The following is a 19,151-nucleotide window of genomic DNA, read 5'->3' on the forward strand; positions in this document are numbered from 1 at the left end:
AAACCATACCATTTCAAACAAACACAGGTAATGAACGGGAGCGGAATCGTAGAAACTTCCAGAGAGCCGGCGGTCGGTGCGAGCCGGTAAGCTTTGAGGATTCCTCTCACCCGGGAGCCGCAGGGGGGAAAAATCAGTAGTCCCTGCCGTCCACAGTGCGTTAAGCTGAATGAGTCCCAACATAGGGTGGTACCGCGTTCATTCGCCCCTATCTGCTTTGCAGCAGGTAGGGGCTTTTTGGTGCAAGAAAGAGAGGAGTCCGAACTATGGGTATGACAAGAACACAGAAAATCCTGGCCCGGCATGCCGGCCGCCCGGAGGTGGAAGAGGGAGAACTGCTGGTTTCCCAGGTTGACCTGACCCTGGCCAACGATATTACCGGGCCACCGGCCATCGACGAATTCGACAAAATCGGCCGTCCTGTATTCAACAAGGACAAGATCGCTTTGGTGCCGGATCATTTCTCTCCCCCCAAAGACATCAAATCCGCCACCCTGTGCAAGCATATGCGGGATTTTGCCCGGAAACACAACATCACCAACTACTTCGAAGTGGGCCGGATGGGCATCGAACATGCCCTGGTGCCGGACAGCGGTCTGGTGGCCCCCGGGGAACTGGTGATCGGGGCGGATTCCCACACCTGCACCTACGGGGCTGTCAACGCCTTCTCCACCGGGGTGGGCCAGACGGACCTGGGGGCGGCCATGGCCAGCGGCCAGACCTGGTTCAAGGTCCCCAAGGCCATCAAAGTGGTGCTCACCGGAAAGAAGCCGGATTACATTTCCGGCAAGGATGTGATCCTGACCCTGATCGGCATGATCGGGGTGGACGGGGCCCTGTACCAGTCCCTGGAATTTTTCGGGGAAGGGGTGGGCGAACTGTCCATGGCGGACCGGTTCACCATCTGCAACATGGCCATTGAAGCCGGCGGCAAGAACGGAATCTTCCCGGTGGATGACAAGACCCGGGAATACCTGAAGGAACGGGGCGTAACCCGTCCCTGGGAAGCGGTGGAAGCGGATGAGGATGCCGTGTACGCCCGGACCATTACCATCGAGCTGGACAAGCTGGTGCCGGTGGTGGCCTATCCCCATCTGCCGGAAAACACCCATCCCGCCGCGGAAGGAAAAGACCTGGCCATCGATCAGGTGGTGATCGGGTCCTGCACCAACGGACGGTATGAGGACCTGGTTTCCGCAGCCCGGATCCTGAAGGGGCGGAAAGTGGATCCCCGGGTGCGCTGCATCATCATCCCGGCCACCCAGGAAATCTACAAACGGGCCATGGACAACGGCCTGCTGGATATCTTCATCGAAGCCGGTGCGGCGGTTTCCACCCCCACCTGCGGACCCTGCCTGGGCGGTTACATGGGCATCCTGGCCGCCGGGGAACGGTGCGTGTCCACCACCAACCGGAATTTCCGGGGCCGCATGGGCCATGTGGACAGTGAAGTCTATCTGGCCAGCCCGCTGACCGCTGCGGCCAGCGCTGTTACCGGCCATATCACGGATCCCAGGGAGGTACTGAAATGAGTAAAGTATGGCGTTATGGAGACCATGTGGATACGGATGTGATCATCCCCGCCCGCTATCTGAACATCTCCGATTTCAAGGAACTGAGTGAACATGCCATGGAAGACATCGACACCACCTTTGCCCCCAATGTGAAGCCCGGGGACATCATTGTGGCCGGCCGGAACTTCGGCTGCGGGTCTTCCCGGGAACATGCCCCCATTGTCATCCAGCAGAAGGGGGTGGCCTGCATCATTGCGGAAAGTTTTGCCCGTATCTTCTACCGGAATGCCATCAATATCGGGTTGCCGGTACTGGAAATCGGGGAAGAAGCCAAAAAGATCCAGGCCGGGGACCAGGTGGAAGTGGATTTTGACAAGGGCGAGATCCGTGTGGTGAACAAGGGCCTGGTGATCAAGACCCATCCTCTGCCGGCCTTCGTCCGGAAAATCGCCGAAGCCGGCGGTCTCATCAACTATGTGAAAGGAGTCCATGCCTGATGAAAGTCACTGTATTGGCCGGGGACGGCATCGGTCCTGAGATCACCGATGCGGCTCTGGTTGTTTTGAAGAAAACTGCGGACGTGTTCGGACTGGACATTTCCTATGACCACAAACTCATGGGGGGCTGTGCCTACGACCGGTTCGGCACCCCCCTGCCGGAAGAAACCATCGCCAGCGCCAAGGCTGCTGACGGGGTGCTGCTGGGGGCCGTGGGAGGCCCCAAATGGGATCACATCGAAGACGTGACCAAACGGCCGGAAAAGGGCCTCCTGGGTATCCGGAAGGCCCTGGGACTCTACTGCAACCTGCGGCCGGTCCAGGTGCGGCCCTACATGGCCCATCTGTCCCCCCTGAAGACGGAACGGGTGGAAGGGGCCGATCTGGTCATCGTCCGGGAACTCACCGGGGGCATCTATTTCGGGGAACACCGGGAAGCGGCTCTGGTGGACGGGGTGGAAACCGCCTCTGACGTGGAAAAATACACCCGTCCGGAAGTGGAACGGATCGCTGTCAAGGCCTTTGAAGCCGCCCGGCTGCGCCGGGGAAAGGTGACCAGCGTGGACAAGGCCAATGTGCTGGGGGCCTCCCGGATGTGGCGGAAAATTGTGGAGGAAATCCACGATGCCCACTATCCTGATGTGGAACTGAACCATTTCTACGTGGACAACTGTGCCATGCAGCTGGTGCTGAACCCGAAACAGTTCGATGTGATCCTCACCAACAATATTTTCGGGGACATCCTGAGCGACGAAGCCTCCACCATTGCCGGCAGCATCGGGCTCCTGCCCTCTGCCAGCCTGGGGGACGGCACCGGGCTCTATGAACCCATCCATGGCAGCGCTCCGGACATTGCCGGGAAGGATATCGCCAATCCTCTGGGGACCATCCTGTCCGCCGCCATGCTGCTCCGGTATTCCCTCTATCAGGAAGAAGCCGCCCGGGCCATTGAAAGGGCCGTGGACGATGTAATGAAGGCCGGGTACCGGACACCGGATCTGGCCGGGGAAGGCCTGACCACTGTAGGCACAAAGAAAATGGGCCAGCTGGTGGCAGAAGCGGTGAGAAAATAAGGATTGGTGGGAGACCGGGGGTGTGAATTTTTTCACACCCCCTTTTTGGAATGGAATACCAGAAACCATGCAGGGAGGGAAATCAATATGACCCAATGGGCGGACGGGAAACAGCGGTGCTTCTGGGCCAACCCCGGCAATCCCCGGTACATCCGCTACCATGATGAAGAATGGGGACGGCCGGTCCATGAAGACCGGAAACTGTTTGAAATGCTGCTGCTGGAAACCTTCCAGGCCGGGCTTTCCTGGGAATGTGTGCTGAACAAGCGGGAAGGGTTCCGCCGGGCCTTTGACGGGTTCGATCCGGAAATCATCGCCGGCTATACGGAAGAAAAACTGGAGGCTCTGGGCCAGGATCCTGCCATTATCCGGAACCGGCTGAAGATCCGGGCGGCGGTGACCAACGCCCGGGTGTTCCTGGCCATACGCCGGGAATGGAGCACTTTCGACCGGTATCTGTGGCACTGGACAGAGGGAAAGACCCTCCGGGAAACTGATCTCACCCATTCGCCCCTGTCCGATGCAATTTCCAAAGACCTGAAGAAATGGGGCATGAAATTCGTGGGCACCATAGTAATCTATTCCCTGCTCCAGGCCGTGGGCATCATCTGGAGCCACGAAAAGGGATGTTTTTTGGAGCGGGAAAAAGGGAAATGAAAAAATTCACACCCCCTGTCAACGGCCAAAGGAAGCCAGCAAAGCTGGCTTTGAACAACGGCAACCGTTATATAAATTGTTTTCGTAGGGGCGACAGGCCCGGCCGCCCGCCAAATCAGCCGTTGACCATGTGTTTTGCGGGGCGCCGGGCCTGCGCCCCCTACGGTTTATGCTGTTTCAAAATCAATCTGCAAAAATTGATTTCCATCGGCTGCTGACAGCTGACCGTTGACAGCCGACAAAAAAGCAGGTTCCGCATTTTGCGAAACCTGCTTTTTTTACTACATCTTCTTCACCGGCACCAGCCCCCGGCTCAGGGAAATCTGCCCGGTCCGGGCGATTTCGATGATTTCGTAGTCCTCCAGGACTTCCAGCAGGGCATCGATATGGTCCTCCCGGCCGGTGAGCCGGAGCACCAGGGATTTTTTCTGCACGTCCACCACCTTGGCGTGGAACAGTTCCGCCAGGCTGGCCACTTCTTCCCGCACCTGGGGGGTGGGGGCGCTGACCTTGATCATGGCCAGTTCGTAGCTGACAAAGGGCGCGTCGTCCAGGTTCACCACCTTGATCACATCGATGAGCTTGGCCAGCTGTTTGATGGCCTGGTCCAGCTCATACCGGTCTTCCACCGATACCACGATGTTGATCCGGGTCACGTCCCGTTCTTCCGTGTAGCCGGCATTGATGAACTCGATGTTGATGGCCCGGCGGCTGATCAGTCCGGCTACATGGGTCAGGACCCCGGGTTTGTTGTCGGCCAGGATGGCCAGATGCTGTCGGATCATGCGTTGTCGCCTCCCGTTACCATTTCATCCAGTTTCTTTCCGCCAGGGACCATGGGATAGACATTTTCGTCCGGCGGGATGGTCACTTCCAGGAGCGCCGGTCCTTCCTGGGCAAAGAGTCTGTCCAGGGCTGCCGGCAGCTCTTCTTCTTTTTCCACCGTCCAGGCCGGAACCCCCATGGACCGGGCTACGCCGGCAATGGACGGGTTGGCGGTCAGGTCGGATTCGGCAAAATGCCCTTTGTAGAACATCCCCTGCCACTGATGGACCATGCCCAGGGTGTTGTTCCGCAGGACCACGGTCTTGACGGCGATGCCGTATTTGTGAAGGGTGGCAAATTCCTGGCAGTTCATCATGATGCTGCCGTCCCCGGTGATCAGTACCACCGGTTTGTCCGGTTCGCCCAGCTGGGCCCCCAGGGCGGCGGGCAGGCCGTAGCCCATGGTGCCCAGACCGCCGGAGGTGATGAAATGATGGGGCTGGGAAACCGGATAGAACTGGGCCGCCCACATCTGGTGCTGGCCCACATCCGTAGCCACCAGGGCTTCCGGACCGGCTTTCTTCGCTGTCTCTTCCAGCACCACCTGGGGAGACAGGCCTTTTTCCGAAGAAGGACGGGTCCCGGCCGGGTGACCGGCTTTCATTTCCTGGAGCTCCTGGCGCCAGGTGACGGTCTGGACCGCCGGAATGGGACTGGCTTCCAGCTGTTTCCGGAAGGCCGGCAGGGACCAGCGGAGATCCCCGTTGACACTCAGGTCCGCGTGGACGATCTTGTTGATCTCCACCTGGTCGATGTCGAAATGGACGATCCGGGCTTTGGGAGCGAAATTGGCTACGGACCCGGTGACCCGGTCGTCGAACCGGGCCCCTACGGTCAGCAGCAGATCACACTGGGTGATGGCCATGTTGGCGGTCCAGGTGCCGTGCATCCCGGCCATGCCCAGGTTTTCCTCCCAGTCATCGGGGATGGCCCCTTTGCCCATGAGGGTGTACACCACCGGCAGGCTGGCATCCCGGACAATCTGCCGCAGAGGTTCCGCTGTATCGGACAGAACCACCCCGCCCCCCACCATCAGCAGGGGACGGCGGGCCTGGCGGAGGGCCGCCAGGGCGGCGGACACTTCCGCTTCCCGGCCTTCCTGGAGGGGCTGATAGCCCCGCAGGGATACGGTTTCCGGATACTCGTAGTCAAAGGGGGTGTCGAACACGTCCTTGGCCACGTCCACCAGCACTGGCCCGGGACGGCCGCTCCGGGCGATGTAGAAGGCTTCCTTCAGTACCCGGGGCAGATCCTGGACTCTCTTCACCAGGTAATTGTGCTTGGTGATGGGGGTGGTGATGCCGGAAATATCCGCTTCCTGGAAGGAATCCCGGCCGATCAGAGGGGTGGCCACCTGGCCGCTGATCACCACCAGGGGAATGGAATCCATGTTGGCGGTGGCAATGCCAGTGACCATGTTGCAGACCCCGGGGCCGCTGGTGGCAAAACAGACGCCCACCTGTCCCGTGGCCCGGGCATAGCCGTCCGCTGCATGGACGGCGCCCTGTTCATGGCCGGTGAGGATATGGGGGAACTTCATCCGGTACAGAGCATCATACAGGCTCAGTACGGCTCCTCCAGGGTATCCGAAGACAACCTGGACCTGTTCCTTTCGCAAACTTTCGATGACGGCTTCTGCACCGGTGATCTTCATGGTTCCTCCTTTGTGAATGATGGTTGTTGGTTGGATTCATTAAGTAGAAAGGCAATCCCGCAGGATTGCCTTCCTTTGGCTGTAGACTAGTGACTAGAGACTAGTGACTGCTCCCGCCTGCTTACTCGTTTTTGTCGTTTTCATGCAGCCAGGGCATCATGCTGCGCAGTTTTTCCCCGACTTTTTCGATGGGATGTTCGGCATGCTGACGGCGCATGGCCAGGAAGTGGGCCCGTCCGCCGGCGCGGTTTTCCAACAGCCAGTCTTTGGCGAAGGTGCCGTCCTGGATGTCGCTCAGGACCTGCTTCATGGCAGCTTTGGAATCCTGGGTCACCACTTTCGGGCCAGCGGTGTAGTCGCCGTATTCAGCAGTGTCGGAGATGGATTTCCGCATTTTGGCCATGCCGCCTTCGTACATCAGGTCCACGATCAGTTTCATTTCATGGAAGGTTTCGAAGTAGGCGATTTCAGGCTGGTAGCCGGCTTCGCACAGGGTTTCGAACCCGTTGGTGATCAGCTGGCAGATGCCGCCGCACAGTACAGCCTGTTCCCCGAACAGGTCGGTTTCGGTTTCTTCCTGGAAGGTGGTCTGGATGACCCCGGCACGGGTGCCGCCGATGCCTCTGGCATAGGCCAGGGCCAGGTCGAAGCATTTGCCGGTGGCATCCTGTTCCACGGCGAATACGTCAGGCACGCCGCCGCCTTCCACGAAAGTCCGGCGGACCAGATGGCCCGGGCCTTTGGGGGCGACCATGAACACGTCCACATCGGCAGGAGGGACGATCTGTTTAAAATGGATGTTGAATCCATGGGCAAAAGCCAGGGCGCTGCCGCTCTTCAGGTTGGGAGCGATTTCGGCTTTGTACACATCAGCCTGTTTTTCATCCGGAATCAGGACCATGGTCACATCAGCGGCAGCTACTGCTTCCGCAACGGTCTTCACTTCCAGGCCGGCGGCACGGGCCACATCGGCGGATTTGCTGCCTTTGTACAGGCCAACCACCACATTGACACCGCTTTCTTTCAGGTTCAGGGCATGGGCATGGCCCTGGCTGCCGTAGCCGATGATGGCCACCGTTTTGTCCTTCAGTACGCTCCAGTTAACGTCCTTGTCATAAAATACTTTTGCCATGGGAAACATCTCCTTTGAAAATAGAAATAAAATGGGGGATACGGGGCAGAGCCGGGCTGTTCGTATAAAAAAATCCGTCCCTACTGTAAAATAGGGACGGAAACATTTCCGCGATACCACCCTGGTTCTCCGGCCATTGCTGGCGCGAAGCGCTCTGCTACGTACTAACATACGCGTTCCGGTTAACGGGGGAAGGCCGTCCATGCTTACTGGGCTTCAGCAGGCTCCTGGGGGAGGATTTTCCTTTGCCGGTTTCTGCTGACTTCCACCATCTGTCAGCTCTCTGGGAGAAACGGGGGACAAAGTACTCGTTCCCTTCATGGGATTTGCCTTGTTCACTTGGTTCGAAAAGGATGAGGTAAGTATACATTGTACAAAAACAACTGTCAACAGGATTTTTGAAAAAGTTTCAAAATGGCGGAAACAAAATAAAAAGTGTAATGAATGGAATAGTCCGGCTTCATTTCCGGAACCGGTACCCCACGCCCCAGACGGTTTCAATGTATTCCGGTTTGGCGGTGGAGGGTTCGATCTTTTCCCGGATCCGGTTCACGTGGACGGATACGGTGGCGGTATCTCCCAGGGAATCCTCTCCCCAGATCCGTTCGAACAGGGTTTCCTTGCTGAAGACCACACCGGGGTTTTCGGCAAGGAACAGGAGCAGAGAAAATTCCTTGTTGGGCATGGCGATCTCTTTTCCCTTCAGGTACACATGATGGCCTTTCCGGTCGATGGTCAGGTCTTTCCGCCGGAGCAGCTGGTCCCCGGAATGCTGCCCGGTGAGCTGCCGGTACCGCTGGAGATGGGCCTTGACCCGGGCTACCAGTTCCCCGGGGCTGAAGGGCTTGACGATGTAGTCATCGGCTCCCAGACCCAGACCCCGGATTTTGTCCACGTCCTCCTGTCGGGCGGATACCAGCAGGATGGGGATGTTCCGCTTTTCCCGGATCCGCCGGCAGACCTGGAATCCGTCCATCCCAGGCAGCATAATGTCCAGGAGCACCAGGTCCACTTTTTCATCCAGGGCCGCCTTTTCTCCGGCCAGGCCGTCTCCGGCAATGGCCACCGCAAACCCGTTGGCTTCCAGATAATCCCGTTCCAGTTCGGCAATATCCAGGTCATCTTCCACGATCAGGATTTTTTCCATTGTTCAGGTCCTCCTCCAAAGGAAATGTCATGCAGATTTTCAGTCCATGGGGTTGGTTGGCTTCCGCCCGGATGGTCCCCTTCATGGTGGTGGTGATTTTCCGGACCACCGCCAGTCCCAGGCCGCTGCCGGCGGACACATGGCTTCGGGCCCGGTCCGTCCGGTAAAAACTTTCGAAGATCCGGTCCAGCTGCTCCGGAGCCACGCCGGGACCGTCATCTGCCAGTTCCAGCCGGACCTGGTTTTTTCCCTGGGGCTTCAGGGCGATGGCCAAGGTACCGGCTTTCTCCGTTTTGTATTTCCAGCTGTTGCCCAGCAGGTTCTCCAGCACCCGGGCAAACTGGTCCCGGTCCATCCGGATGGGGGCTGCTGTGAGGGCGGTGGAAAAGGTGAGATGGAGGCCGTTCTGCTCCCAGTGCTCCCGCTGTTTTTCCACATAATCCCTCATCCAGGAACACAGATCCACCGTTTCCCAGTGGAAGGGGACCTGGTCCAGATCCAGTTTGGAAAACAGGAACAGGGTCTGGTTCAGTTTGGCCATGTTCTCCGTGGTTTCCAGGATCTTCTGGAGATAGCGCTGCCGCTTTTCCGGGGTATCCGCAATGCCGTCCTGGATTCCCGCCGCATAGCCCTGGATCTTGGTCAGGGGGGTGGCCAGGTCATGGGCGATGCCGGCCAGCATTTCCTTCCGGCTTCGTTCATCCTGCTCCCGTTTCTGCCGGGCCCGGCACAGTTCCAGACGGCTTTTTTCAAAGGCCCGGAGGGTGTCCCCGATTTCATCCCGGCTGTCCGCCCGGATGGGGGTATCCAGGTCCCCCCGGCTCACCTGGGCCGCAACCCGGCGCAGTTTTCCCAGGGGCTTCAGCAGCTGCCGGGCCATGAGCCGGCTGAGGAGCAGGCCCACCAGGGCGGCGGCCAGCAGCACCAGGAGGAAGGCGCCGATGAAACTGCCTTTGAACAGTTCTTTGGAATGGAGGGTGAACAGGTCATCCCCCTCTACCAGCGGGTCCGGTCCCGTGACCCAGGCCTCCACCCCCGTCTGGAGGGAGCGGTAATGGAAAGCCAGGCCCTTCTTGCCCCAGCTGATGCCTCCCTGGCCTTCCGGCACCTGCTGGAGAGCAGTGGTGCGGATTTCGTCCGGCTGCTGTCCCTTTGTTGTATAGAAGGGATGACCATGCTGTTCCAGCACTACCCGGAGCCCCTGGTCTTCCAGATGTTCGGTGACCCGCATCAGGGGATGGGGATTGTCCGGTTCGAAATGGTCGGACCGGACCCGGAGCCGGGTCAGTTCGAACTGGATGGTCAGATTGGGGCCGCTTTCCGGCCAGATAAAGGAAATGATGCTGCTGCGGTTCAGATTTTCCAGACCGAAGATCCAGAAAATCCCCAGACTGAGCAGGGCGAAACAGAGGACGGGCATCAGGATCATCAGATAGTTGGCGGCCAGCAGCCGCTTCCGGATGGGCAGATCTTTCCAGCGCATAAGGTCCACTTCCTGCTGTGCACAGCAGGTACTCCTTTCTTTTGTACTGTTTCTTATTATACCATTCATGGCCGGAAGTGCAGAGTGCAGAGTGAAGAGCACAGACGATGAAAATCCTATGACCCATTGCGATGCCGTAGGGGCCGCACGCCGGGCGGCCCGCCAAATGCCCGTCCCTCCGACACCAACGGCTGTAGGGGCTTTTCGGGGGAAGCCCCTACAGCCCGGCCGTCGGTCGGGCTGTATCCTGCCTGTGACGGATGGAACATTGTATGATTCGTTACAATATCCATGGAGAAAGAATGAAAGTGCAACATTTTTCGGAAATACAGTTGACACACGTCCGTAGGGAAGGTAAAATAATTCCAATTCACAATTTCACATCCCAAGCCCATGAGGGGAAAGAGTAGTCCGGGGAAACCTTGCAGAGAGATGGCGGCTGGTGGAAGCCATCAGGGGAACCTGGAGGAAACTGGTCCCGGAGGAGACAGGCCGAAGCAGTGCAGTAGGCCTGGACGGCATTCCCCGTTATCGGAAGCGCGTATGATTGTACGTGGCAAAGTGTCCCGGACCAGCAATGGCCGGGGAAACAGGGTGGTACCGCGGATTTTTCCGTCCCTTTTCAGGGACGGTTTTTTTATTTCTGCGGCCCCCGTCAAATCGACTTTCCCCCATGCCGGGTTCAGGATACCAGAACCCATTGAAAAGGATGCAGGCCCCGATACCAGGGCCATTTGAAAAGGACAGGATACATGAAGGAGGACCTTTTATGGAAATGACCGGCGCAGAAGCCATCCTTGCATGTCTCAAGGCAGAACAGGTCCCGGTGGTCTTCGGCTACCCGGGCGGAGCCGTACTGGGCCTGTATGATGCCATTTACAAAACCCATTTTCCCCATATCCTTACCGGCCACGAACAGGGGGCCATCCATGCGGCGGACGGCTATGCCCGGGCCACGGGAAAGGTGGGGGTATGCATTGCCACCAGCGGCCCCGGGGTCTGCAACATGGTGACAGGCATTGCCACCGCCAACATGGATTCCATCCCCCTGGTGATCATCAGCGGACAGGTGGCCACTTCCCTGATCGGCCAGGATGCCTTCCAGGAAGCGGACACCGCCGGGATCACCACCCCCATCACCAAGTACAACTATCTGGTCCGGAAGGTGGGGAACCTGCCCCAGGTGCTGAAGGAGGCCTTTTACATTGCCCGGACCGGACGGCCGGGGCCGGTGCTCATCGACATTGTCACCGACGTGTTCGATGCCCGGCTGGACTTCCAGTATCCCAACGAAGTCCATCTCCTGGGCTACCAGGGCAGCCAGCATGCCCGGCAGGCCGATGTCCAGCGGGCGGCGGAAGCCCTCCGCCGGGCCCGTCGGCCGGTGATCATGGCCGGAGGCGGGGTGATCCTCTCCGAAACGGCCGGAGAACTGACTGCCCTGGCGGAAAAAACTGGAATCCCGGTGGTGACCACCCTGATGGGAAAAGGCGCCGTACCCGATTCCCTGCCCCAGAACCTGGGGATGCTGGGGATGCACGGCAGCTATGCCGCCAATATGGCCGTATCCGGTTGCGACCTGCTGCTGGCGTTCGGGGTCCGGTTCGATGAACGGTCCACTGCCAAGGCCGGACTCTTTGCCCCGGCGGCCCGGATCGTCCATTTCAATGTGGAACCGGGAGAAATCAACAAGATCATCCCGGTCCAGGTGGCGGTGCCCGGGGATCTGAAAGAATCCCTGCCCCTGTTCAGCCAGCTGGTGGAACCGCTGGCGGAAGAATTCCGGGAACAGGTAGCTCCCTGGCGAGAACAGGCGGAAGAAATGAAGGCGGAAATCCCCTGCAGTGCCCATGCCTGCCAGGGGGGCATCTCCCCGGAAATAGCACTGAAACAGGCGGCGGCCCGGGCTCCCAGGGATACCATTGTGGTGACGGATGTGGGCCAGCACCAGATGTGGGCTGCCCAGTTCTTCCCTACGGAACAGCCCCGGCACTTCCTCACCTCCGGGGGCCTGGGCACCATGGGCTTCGGCCTGCCCGCCGCCCTGGGCGCCAAGGTGGGAGAACCGGAGAAAACGGTGCTGCTGATCACTGGGGACGGGAGCATCCTGATGAACTGTCAGGAATTCACCACCCTGCCCACCTACGGCATCCAGGTGAAGACCATCGTCCTGAAAAACGGCCAGCTGGGCATGGTGCGCCAGCTCCAGGGCCTGTTCCGGGGCGGCCGGTATTCCCAGACGAAACTGATCCGGAAGCCCTCCATGGCCAAAATCGCCGAAGCCATGGGCATCCCGTCCCGGAGCATTTCCCGGCCGGAAGAACTGGCGGAAGGACTGGATTTCCTGTTCGGGTCGGAGGACTCCGCCCTGCTGGAAATCACCATCCCGGAGGATGAGCGGGTCTACCCGGTGGTCCCGGGCAGCAAAGGCCTGGATCAGATGATCCTGGGTCCTGAGGAAAAATAAGGAGGAGAAATCCCATGAAATGGCAGCATATGGCCCTTCTGGTTAACAACCGGCCGGGGGTCCTGTCCCATGTGGCAGGGCTCATTGCCCGCCGGAACATCAATATCGAATGTCTGAACGTAGGCTATACGGAAATCCCGGAAATCAGCCGGATCAATCTGGTGGTGGGGGTGGAAAGCCGGTTCCAGCTGGACCAGGCCATCCACCAGCTGAGTCATCTCATCGACGTAATCAAGGTGGTGAACCTGGACGATGCCCCTCTGGTAAGCTATGAACTGACCCTGATCAAAGTCAGCGCCCCCACCCCCCAGATCCGGGAGGAACTGACCAACATCGCCAATCTGTTCCACGCCAAGATTGTGGATGTGTACCCGGATTCCCTGATTTTCCGGCTTACCGGCCGGCAGGATCACATCCAGGCCCTGAAGCAGATGCTCCAGAACTATGAGATCCTGGAAATCGCTACCACCGGCCAGATCGCCCTGGGCCGGGGTCCCCAGACCGTCAAGGACAGCCTGCTGACGGAACCGGAAACGGAAGGAGAACAGCCATGACACAAGCACTGCAGACAGCGGATTTTCGCATTTTTGCCACCCTGTCGGTCCTCAGGGACCTGCGCCGGGATCCGGTGATCCGGAACCTGGAAAAGGCCCAGGCCCATCCGGAACGGGAAAAGCACCTGGCCCGGGCCCGGGAAGCGGTACTGGCTGCTGCCGAGGAACTGGGACTTGCCGGGAACCTGTGGCAGGGATATTTCTTCCATCTCCTGGCGGAAGGGGAGAACCTGGCCGCCCAGGTGGTGGAAACCCGGGGAGAAGCGGGCAGCGGCATCCAGGCGGCCCTGACCCGGGATCTGGAAAAGCTCCGGCCGTTTTGGGAACTGACCGGCCGGGACGTGTTCCAGGACGGATTCTACGATCATTATGAACCCGGCCATCCGGTCCGGGACAGCCTGGATGCCCAGCTGGCCCGGCAGCTGAAGGAAACGGAAGAAGCGGCCGGGAAGGCCCGGCTGCTGCTTCACCACTACCAGCGGTACGGCCGGGGGAAAATGGCCCGGTACGAAGCCTTCTGTCTGGATGCCAAAGGGCGCTTCCAGGGCATTGCCGACTTTCCCCATTATGCCTGGGATGATATCCTGGGATATGAGGACCAGAAGGAGAAGCTGCTGGCCAACACCCGGCAGTTCATGGCCGGCCGGGGCTGCAACAATGTGCTGTCCACCGGCAGCCGGGGCACCGGGAAATCCACTTCCATCAAGGCCCTGATCCCTCTGTTCAGTGCCCAGGGCCTCCGTCTGGTCCAGATCAAGCGGGATCAGCTCCAGCTGCTGGCGGAAGCCATGGAACGGGCGGGAAAGATCCGCAGCCACCGGTTCCTGTTCTTCTTTGACGACCTGTCCTTTGATGAAAACGAAAAGGAATACAAGTACCTGAAATCCGCCATTGACGGCGGGGCCGCTCCCCAGCCGGACAATGTGATGCTGTGCGCCACCAGCAACCGGCGCCATCTGCTGAAGGAGACCTGGGTGGACCGGAGCGATGAACTGGAGGCGGAAGTGTACCGGGAGGACGCCACCAACGAATCCATTTCCCTGTCCGACCGGTTCGGGCTGATCCTCCATTTCGGGGCCCCCAGCCAACAGGAATACCTGGCCATCATCGACCACGAGCTCCGGAAAGAGGGCATCCAGCTGTCCCCGGAAGAACTTCGGGTGGAAGGAGTCCGGTGGGAAATGGAACATTCCGGCCGGAATGGACGGATCGCCAAGCAGTTCGTCCAGTGGTATCTGGGGAATCATTGAGGTTTTGCCGCAGATTCCAAGCGGCAAAACCTTTGGCTGGAGCAGCAAAGGAGGGAAAACATGGACGAAACAGGATTGTACACGGACCGGGTGGGGACGCCCCTGGGGGACATGATCATGACCAGCCATGGAGAGGCTCTTCTGGGGCTGTGGTTCCAGGGGGAACGCTATGAACCAGGGGAACAGGAACTGGCCGGAGCCCGGAGAAATCCGGACCTGCCCGTTTTCCAGGAGACCCGCCGCTGGCTGGAACTGTATTTCCAGGGGAAGGATCCCGGCTTCACCCCTCCCCTTGAACTGTCCGGCAGTGTTTTCCGGCAGCAGGTGGGACGGATCATGCTGACCATCCCTTATGGAAAGACCATGACCTATGGGGCCATCGCCCGGGAGATGGCAGGAAAGACGGGGAAAAAACAGATGTCGGCCCAGGCCGTAGGCGGCGCCGTGGGGCACAACCCCATCAGCCTGATCATTCCCTGCCACCGGGTGGTGGGGTCCAGCGGAAGCCTGACTGGATACGGCGGCGGCATGCCCCGGAAGGTGTGGCTGCTGGAACATGAAGGCATCGATCTGAAAGCCTCCGGCTTCACGATACCGAAAAAAGGGACTGCCCTGTAACAGCGGCAGTCCCTTTTTCTCGTCCTATTTTCTTTCCCATACGGTCCAGCGGCCGCCTTCTCCCAGTTTTTCCCATTTACCGGAGACGGTCTGGAGAAAGTCCTTCTGGCTGCTCCGGTCCACCAGGACCATGACCTTTCCGGTGTCCGGCAGGTCTTCCAGGGCGGCGAAGGGCATCATGTTCTTGGCCTTCCAGCTGATTCCGTTCGGCCGGAGTTCCCGGATCCGCTGCCGGGTCACCAGCCGGGGAGCGGGGATTCCGCTGTAGTAGGTGAAGGACACGGGATACCGGCCGCCATATACATACACCGGCACCCCCGGCGCATGGCGGGCGGTAACCAGCCGGGCCGCATCCCAGCCGGAAGCCTGCCGGCACAGGGGGGCAGCCAGCACAAAGGACAGTACCGTGAACAGCAGGGCCATGGCCAGGGCAGTCCGTTTCACCCAGTACTGCAGATCCAGCCGGCTGGCGGCACAGGCCAACCCGATGGTCAATGGGGGCAGGTACGGGAGGGTGTAGGTGGGGTACTTGGTGGCCATGCATTCAAAGAAAAACCAGGTAACGAACGCCCATAAGAAGAGAAACCGTTGCCGGTCGTTCAGATTTTTCCAGAACGTCCGGGTTTTGATCCGTTCCTTCAGGATATGACCGTATTTTTTCCACAGCCAGGGCAGGCTCAAGCTCCAGGGGAAACAGCCAATGAGGAAAATCAGGAAATAATACCACCAGGTGTTGTTCCGGGGATGCTCGGATACTGTGGCCCGGAGTATATTGTGGACACCGATGAAGCCGGTGAGGAAATCAGTGCCGTGGAGCGCAATCATGGGACCGTACCACAGGGCGGCAATCCCCAGGGTCAGCAGGCTTCCCCGGATCAGTTTCATCCGGGTCAGAGTGTGGAAATCCCGGTTCCCGGCCAGGTAGGCCAGGATGATCAGGCCGGGCAGCACCAGGCCCACCGGTCCTTTGGTGAGGAGGGCCAGGCCGGTGAGAGCATAGGCTCCGTAAAGGAGACGGGACTTGTTTTCGCTTTTGGCCACATAGAACAGCATCAGGGATCCCGTGGTGGTGACGAACAGGGTCATGTCGGTAATTACTGCTTTGGCCAGGTAGAAATATTCCACACTGGTGGCCATAATGAGACCGCTGAGAAACCCCACCTTCCGGTTGTACAGTTTCTGGGCGAACCAGTAGGTCTGGAGCACCCCGATGGTGGCGAAGACCGCCGGAAAGAACCGGGCGGCAAAGGACGTTACCCCGAAAAGCCGGAAGGCAATCAGCAGCTCCCCGTAGAACAGCCAGGGTTTGTCGTACCAGAAGTTCCCGTAGATCCGGGGTGAGAGCCAGTCTCCGTCTGCCAGCATTTCCCTGGCGGTGAGGGCATAGTTGGATTCCACCGGATCGGTGATCAGCAGCCGGCTGTTGCCGGCAAAGAACAGCACCAGGCTCAGCAGCAAAAGCAGCAATGCCGGCCAGTGCCGGTGATAGAAGCGCAGCAGCGGGCTGCCGTCATTTTCCCAGTATTCCATAACCGTTCCCCCTCCACAGTTGATGCTTTCAGTATAGGCGGAAATGTTAAAGGAAATATAAACACAATCGAAGGATTGGTTAAAGAATTTTTTATGGGAACCTGTACTAAAGTACAGTGTAAACGGCTGTCAATTCATGTATAAGGAGGACAACAAAACACCGGGAAAAAAGAAAGGAGGAAGGAGCACAGCCGAAATTAACAGAAAACTCTGCAAATAAATACCATCCCCAAAAAGCAGGAAAGCAGGCTGGCAGGGATACCATCCGGTGTATGGACAGATGCAGGACGTTTCTCCTGCCTGGCAGTCCTCTTGGGGGGCAGTTTCCGTCGGGGCCGGGGCTTCCCAGAATGAAAATGGCCGGACGATTCCCCAGCGGACCCGGCAGATCATCAACCTGGCCGCCGGGACGGAAGATACGGACGCTGTGAACGTGGCCCAGCTGAAGGAAGCCATGAGCGATGCCCGGATCTCCATCCATGCCGGTGAAGGGATCATTGTGGAAAAACTGGGAACCGAGTACACCATCAAAGCCAATCTGAACGGATTGAGCAACGAACATGGAACTGTACATATCCTGTCCGATCCCGGTGAGCTTCCTGGTACCCAGGATGGGTCGGAACTCAGACCGGCCAGAGCAATCCTGCGGGCGGTGGCGGAACCGCAAACTGAGAATGGGGGACAGCTCCATGTGGGTTATGTGTCCAATAAGGTGGATTTTGCCACGGACGAAGGGCCTACGGCCCGGCTCAACGACGGAGGGGTCGTCAAAGTACTGGGCGGAGACAATATCCATACGGCTTCCAGCTCTACTACAAATGACAATGGCCAAACCGTGGACAATATCCACATCCATCTGAACAAGGATATCCGGGTGGACAGCGTGTCCATCGGAGAAAAGGGTCCGATCCTGAATGGAGAGGGCATGGATATGAAAGGGCTCTCCATTACCGGACTGGCGCCGGGCGAAGTGTCGGCCACTTCCATGGATGCCGTGAACGGCAGTCAGCTCCACGCCACCAACCAGATGGTCCAGGAGAACCGGCAGAACATCACCCAGCTGGGGAATTCCCTGAACAAGCTGGACGCCCGGGTCAACCGGGTGGGGGCCGGAGCAGCCGCACTGGCAGCTCTCCAGCCACTGGATTTTGATCCCGATGACAAATGGGATTTTGCCGCCGGGTACGGCAACTACGCCGGAGCCCATGCCGTGGCCATCGGGGCCTACTACCGGCCTACGGAAGAGTTGATGTTCAGTTATATAAATCGTTCCTGTAGGGGCGGCAGGCCCGGCCGCCCGCCAAATCAGCGGTTGTCCGTATGTTTTGCGGGGCGCCGGGCCTGCGCCCCCTACGGTTTATGCTGCTTCAAAATCAATTTGCCAAATTGATTTCCTGCGGCCGTTGACAGCTGACAAAAGTGGGTGTTGCACGTCCTGTGCAACACCCACACTTTTCATGCATCCTTCCAGACTTTTTCGGCAATGTCCCTGATCAGGCGGAGCTTGGCCCACTGTTCTTTTTCTGTCAGCAGGTTGCCTTCCTCTGTGGAGGAGAACCCGCACTGGGGGCTCAGGCACAGCTGGTCCAGAGGAACGTATTTTTCCGCTTCCCGGATCCGGGCGATGATGTCTTCCTCTTTTTCCAGTTCCGGGGTCTTGGAGGTCACCAGGCCCAGGACCACCTGCTGGTCTTTGATGAACCGGAGGGGTTCGAAGCCCCCGGCCCGGTCACTGTCGTATTCCAGGAAAAATCCGTCCACACGGCAGCGGCCGAAGAGGGTTTCCGCCACCGGTTCGTACCCGCCGCTGGAGAACCAGGTGGACCGGAAGTTGCCCCGGCAGATGTGCATGGTGATGGTCATGTCATCGGGTTTGGCTTCCAGGGCCCGATTGATCATTTCTACATAATGTCTGGCCAGTTCGTCCAGGTCAAAGCCCCGTTCTGCGTAGGCCTTCCGCTTGTCGGCGTCGCAGAATTCGCCCCAGCTGGTGTCGTCCAGCTGCAGGTACCGGCAGCCGGCGGCGTAGAAAGCCTTGATGGCGTGCTGGTAGGCCAGAGCGATGTCTGTGAACAGCCGGTTCTGGTCCTGGTACTGAGGAATGGGTTCATAGTGCTTTTCCCGGACGCAGCAGATCAGGTGCAGCATGCTGGGGGAAGGAATGGTCATTTTCACCAGCGTGTCTTTGCCGGCAATTTCCTGCAGGGCCTTGAAGTGGTCCAGGAACGGGTGCTTGCCGAAATCCACCAGGCCGGTGATCCTGGCGGTGCGGGCCTTGGGCTGGGCCCCTTTGAAATGGACGGACCAGTTTTCTGCCGAGATTTCCGTAACGCCCTGCAGTTCCGTCAGAAAGTCCAGATGCCAGTAGCGGCGGCGGAATTCTCCGTCGGTGACGGCGTGGAGTCCCACTTCTTTTTCCCTGGCCACCAGGTCCCGGATGGCTTCGTCTTCCGCAGCTTTCAGGTCAGCAGCGGTGATGGTCCCGGCGGCGAAAGCCTCCCGTTTTTCTTTCAGAGCAGCCGGACGCAGGAAGCTGCCCACAATATCATAGCGAAAAGGCGGTTTGTTTTTGGTCATGGTCTATATCCTCCCATACATTCAGGTTTTGTGCATGGGGAAAGTATACCACGGTCATGGGAATTTGGATAATACAGAAAAACAACCGGTTGCTATAGTCTGTGGGAATAGCAAAAAAGGCGCTGTGAAAAAATCATCCACAGCGCCTTTATTTCGCTTGCGTCAGCTGGCTT

At 58.8% G+C, this 19,151-nt stretch carries 15 protein-coding genes, 2 pseudogenes and 2 other annotated features; of the genes and pseudogenes, 10 read left to right on the forward strand and 7 right to left on the reverse strand.

Annotated features, from left to right (window positions below):
* Positions 1-266 precede the first annotated feature (266 nt).
* The 4 genes from leuC to ACFER_RS00830 all read left to right on the forward strand — a co-directional run bounded on the left by leuC (position 267) and on the right by ACFER_RS00830 (position 3,741).
* Entirely contained in the window at positions 267-1,532 is a 1,266-nt protein-coding gene (gene leuC, locus ACFER_RS00815) for a 3-isopropylmalate dehydratase large subunit (protein ID WP_012937551.1), read from the forward strand.
* Positions 1,529-2,011: a 3-isopropylmalate dehydratase small subunit gene (locus ACFER_RS00820; RefSeq protein WP_012937552.1), complete on the forward strand. Its 483-nt coding sequence runs from the start codon at positions 1,529-1,531 to the stop codon at positions 2,009-2,011. Before leuC ends, ACFER_RS00820 begins: the two co-directional genes overlap by 4 nt.
* Entirely contained in the window at positions 2,011-3,084 is a 1,074-nt protein-coding gene (leuB, locus tag ACFER_RS00825) for a 3-isopropylmalate dehydrogenase (protein ID WP_012937553.1), read from the forward strand. The genes ACFER_RS00820 and leuB overlap by 1 nt, the downstream gene beginning before the upstream one ends.
* Positions 3,085-3,171: 87 nt before the next feature.
* Positions 3,172-3,741 (forward strand): DNA-3-methyladenine glycosylase I, encoded by a 570-nt coding sequence (locus tag ACFER_RS00830; protein ID WP_012937554.1) that lies wholly within the window; start codon positions 3,172-3,174, stop codon positions 3,739-3,741.
* Positions 3,742-4,022: 281 nt separating this feature from the next.
* On the opposite strand, the gene ilvN (ACFER_RS00835) is transcribed toward ACFER_RS00830, so the two are convergent.
* The 5 genes from ilvN (ACFER_RS00835) to ACFER_RS00855 all read right to left on the reverse strand — a co-directional run bounded on the left by ilvN (ACFER_RS00835) (position 4,023) and on the right by ACFER_RS00855 (position 9,982).
* On the reverse strand, positions 4,023-4,526 hold the full coding sequence (gene ilvN, locus ACFER_RS00835) for an acetolactate synthase small subunit (protein ID WP_012937555.1): 504 nt from the start codon (positions 4,524-4,526) through the stop codon (positions 4,023-4,025).
* A complete protein-coding gene (gene ilvB / locus ACFER_RS00840; protein WP_012937556.1) occupies positions 4,523-6,220 on the reverse strand; it encodes a biosynthetic-type acetolactate synthase large subunit in 1,698 nt (565 codons plus the stop codon). Before ilvB (ACFER_RS00840) ends, ilvN (ACFER_RS00835) begins: the two co-directional genes overlap by 4 nt.
* A gap of 121 nt (positions 6,221-6,341) precedes the next feature.
* A complete protein-coding gene (gene ilvC, locus ACFER_RS00845) occupies positions 6,342-7,352 on the reverse strand; it encodes a ketol-acid reductoisomerase (protein ID WP_012937557.1) in 1,011 nt (336 codons plus the stop codon).
* 89 nt (positions 7,353-7,441) lie between these two features.
* Positions 7,442-7,682 (reverse strand) — a binding site (T-box leader).
* A 130-nt stretch (positions 7,683-7,812) separates the two neighbouring features.
* A complete protein-coding gene (locus ACFER_RS00850) occupies positions 7,813-8,499 on the reverse strand; it encodes a response regulator transcription factor (protein WP_012937558.1) in 687 nt (228 codons plus the stop codon).
* The gene (locus ACFER_RS00855) at positions 8,471-9,982 is read right to left on the reverse strand and encodes a HAMP domain-containing sensor histidine kinase (RefSeq protein WP_012937559.1); all 1,512 of its coding nucleotides are present in this window, start codon (positions 9,980-9,982) and stop codon (positions 8,471-8,473) included. The genes ACFER_RS00850 and ACFER_RS00855 overlap by 29 nt, the downstream gene beginning before the upstream one ends.
* 384 nt (positions 9,983-10,366) lie before the next feature.
* Positions 10,367-10,605, forward strand: a binding site (T-box leader).
* Positions 10,606-10,751: 146 nt separating this feature from the next.
* Here ACFER_RS00855 and ilvB (ACFER_RS00860) point away from each other — a divergent pair.
* Genes ilvB (ACFER_RS00860) through ACFER_RS00875 form a run of 4 tightly spaced genes read left to right on the forward strand, consistent with a single transcriptional unit; the run spans position 10,752 to position 14,871 of the window.
* A complete protein-coding gene (gene ilvB, locus ACFER_RS00860) occupies positions 10,752-12,449 on the forward strand; it encodes a biosynthetic-type acetolactate synthase large subunit (RefSeq protein ID WP_012937560.1) in 1,698 nt (565 codons plus the stop codon).
* 14 nt (positions 12,450-12,463) lie between these two features.
* Positions 12,464-13,003 carry an acetolactate synthase small subunit gene (gene ilvN, locus ACFER_RS00865; protein WP_012937561.1) on the forward strand — a complete coding sequence of 180 codons (540 nt, stop codon included), beginning with the start codon at positions 12,464-12,466 and terminating at the stop codon, positions 13,001-13,003.
* Entirely contained in the window at positions 13,000-14,253 is a 1,254-nt protein-coding gene (locus ACFER_RS00870; RefSeq protein WP_012937562.1) for an ATP-binding protein, read from the forward strand. The genes ilvN (ACFER_RS00865) and ACFER_RS00870 overlap by 4 nt, the downstream gene beginning before the upstream one ends.
* Before the next feature lie 60 nt (positions 14,254-14,313).
* Positions 14,314-14,871 (forward strand): methylated-DNA--[protein]-cysteine S-methyltransferase, encoded by a 558-nt coding sequence (locus tag ACFER_RS00875; protein WP_012937563.1) that lies wholly within the window; start codon positions 14,314-14,316, stop codon positions 14,869-14,871.
* A gap of 24 nt (positions 14,872-14,895) precedes the next feature.
* Here ACFER_RS00875 and ACFER_RS00880 read toward each other — a convergent pair whose 3' ends face one another.
* Complete coding sequence (locus ACFER_RS00880) at positions 14,896-16,401, reverse strand: ArnT family glycosyltransferase (protein WP_012937564.1); 1,506 nt, start codon at positions 16,399-16,401, stop codon at positions 14,896-14,898.
* 280 nt (positions 16,402-16,681) lie between these two features.
* On the opposite strand from ACFER_RS00880, the pseudogene ACFER_RS12050 reads away from it, so the two are divergent.
* A pseudogene (locus ACFER_RS12050) lies at positions 16,682-16,867 on the forward strand (hypothetical protein); the annotation flags it as partial.
* Between the two features lie 459 nt (positions 16,868-17,326).
* A pseudogene (locus ACFER_RS12055) lies at positions 17,327-17,686 on the forward strand (YadA-like family protein); the annotation flags it as partial.
* Positions 17,687-17,856: 170 nt separating this feature from the next.
* On the opposite strand, the gene ACFER_RS00890 reads toward ACFER_RS12055, so the two are convergent.
* Positions 17,857-18,978, reverse strand: a complete 1,122-nt coding sequence (locus ACFER_RS00890) for a 5-methyltetrahydropteroyltriglutamate--homocysteine S-methyltransferase (RefSeq protein ID WP_012937566.1) — start codon at positions 18,976-18,978, stop codon at positions 17,857-17,859.
* Between the last annotated feature and the right edge of the window lie 173 nt (positions 18,979-19,151).

This window comes from Acidaminococcus fermentans DSM 20731, from assembly GCF_000025305.1.
Lineage (GTDB): Bacteria > Bacillota > Negativicutes > Acidaminococcales > Acidaminococcaceae > Acidaminococcus > Acidaminococcus fermentans.